Raw genomic sequence first — 1,606 nt, forward strand, 5'->3', positions numbered from 1 at the left:
GCGGCCAGCACCGAAGAAGCCGCATCGTCGACGCAAGAGCAGGCGCAAGCGATTTCCAGCATTTCCGATCTCTCGGGAGAAGTCTCCGTAAGCGCCGACGAACTGCGTGCTCGAATCGCTAAATTCAAAACTCAATAACGGACCCGTCCTGCGGCGATTCGACTCGCGGCACAAATGAGGAGGCTTTTGCGATGAATTTGAAAATGAAGCTGGCGGCTTTACTGGTCGTCGTCACATTGGCAGGGACAGGAAGTATCAGTATTGCAGCATTGAGCAGCATGAAAAGCACGGCTGAAGAATCGATCAGTGATAGCTTGCGAGCGACCGCAACCAATACCTCCGAACAAATCGGAGGGTGGGTTAGCGCAAATGCCAAAGTCGTGGAAACGACAGCGCTCAATATTCAGGCCACTGTTCCCTTGAATCAAATCGCAGAAAAGCACGTTCAAGCCTTTACCTCGGAATCGAACAAGGACAAAATCGGCGATATGTATGTCGGTTTGGAAGACGGTACGCTTGTTGATGGATTGGGCTGGGTACCGCCTGCCGGTTACGACGTGCATGCCCGTCCTTGGTACATTGAAGCCAAAGCGACGAACGCCTTGAATTTTAGCAATCCTTATCTCGACCCTGCCAGTAACGAATATGCGGTTTCGATCGGTTATCCGCTTCAAGACGCTAAAGGACAATTTGCAGGAGTAGTCGCCGGCGACATGCGTCTTTCGACGCTCACCGAGACGATCAACAATATCAAGATCGACGGCGGCTTCGCGTTCATGACGGACAAAACGGGTGCGGTGCTGGCCCATCCGGATTCGGAAGACGTCAATAAGCCTTTGAAAGACATTGCCGATTACGCGGGCATTGCCGATCAGCTGCTTCAAAACGACTCCGGCAGCCTGGAATACACGTACAAAGGCGAACCTCAGCTGCTCTACTATCAAAAAGTCGAAGGCACAGGTTGGGTGATTGCCGCATCCGTTTCGAAAAGCCATGCCTTTGCCGAGTATACGCAAATGCGCAATTTGTTCGTCGGAGGTATTCTCCTGCTCGTTGTATTGCTGACAGGACTGGCTGTATTTGCGGCAGCCCGCCTGATCAAACCGTTGATCCTGCTGCAAAAAAGCGCGCAAAGCATGGCGGAAGGCGATCTGACGGTCAGCGTCGACGTGAAAGGCAAAGACGAAATCGGCAAGCTGGGTACCGCGTTCAACGAAATGTCGTCCAGTCTGCGCGAATTGATCCATGCGGCGGCAGGTTCCGCGGAAGGCGTGGAAAACTCGGCCAAGTATATGCACGGTCAAGCCGAAAGCGCGAAGCATATCTCCGATCAAATCGCGGTCGTCATCGAAGAATTGGCAAAAGGCGCAACCGATCAAGCTTCCTCGATTCAAACCGGCGTGGAGCAGCTGGGCGATATGAACGAATCGATCGAAGCGATCGCGAGCAGCGCGGGGCTTGCCGCATCCAGCGCGGACGACGTGACCGAAGCAATGAAAGGCGGCCTTGAAGCGGTCGCTTCGCAAGGCGATCTGACCGAAGCGAGCCGCAGTTCGGCGGGACGCGTGGAAGAAGCCAACCGCCGCCTCGGCGACCAGACGGTGAA

The 1,606-nt window shown here is 54.5% G+C and carries 1 protein-coding gene; it reads left to right on the plus strand.

Annotation, left to right across the window (positions count from 1 at the left end):
• Positions 1 to 191: 191 nt before the first annotated feature.
• On the plus strand, positions 192 to 1,606 hold a 1,415-nt coding region (locus HRQ63_RS25710; protein ID WP_172247955.1), incomplete at its 3' end, for a PDC sensor domain-containing protein.

Origin of the sequence: Saccharibacillus endophyticus, assembly GCF_013185185.1 — a bacterium.
Taxonomy (GTDB): domain Bacteria; phylum Bacillota; class Bacilli; order Paenibacillales; family Paenibacillaceae; genus Saccharibacillus; species Saccharibacillus endophyticus.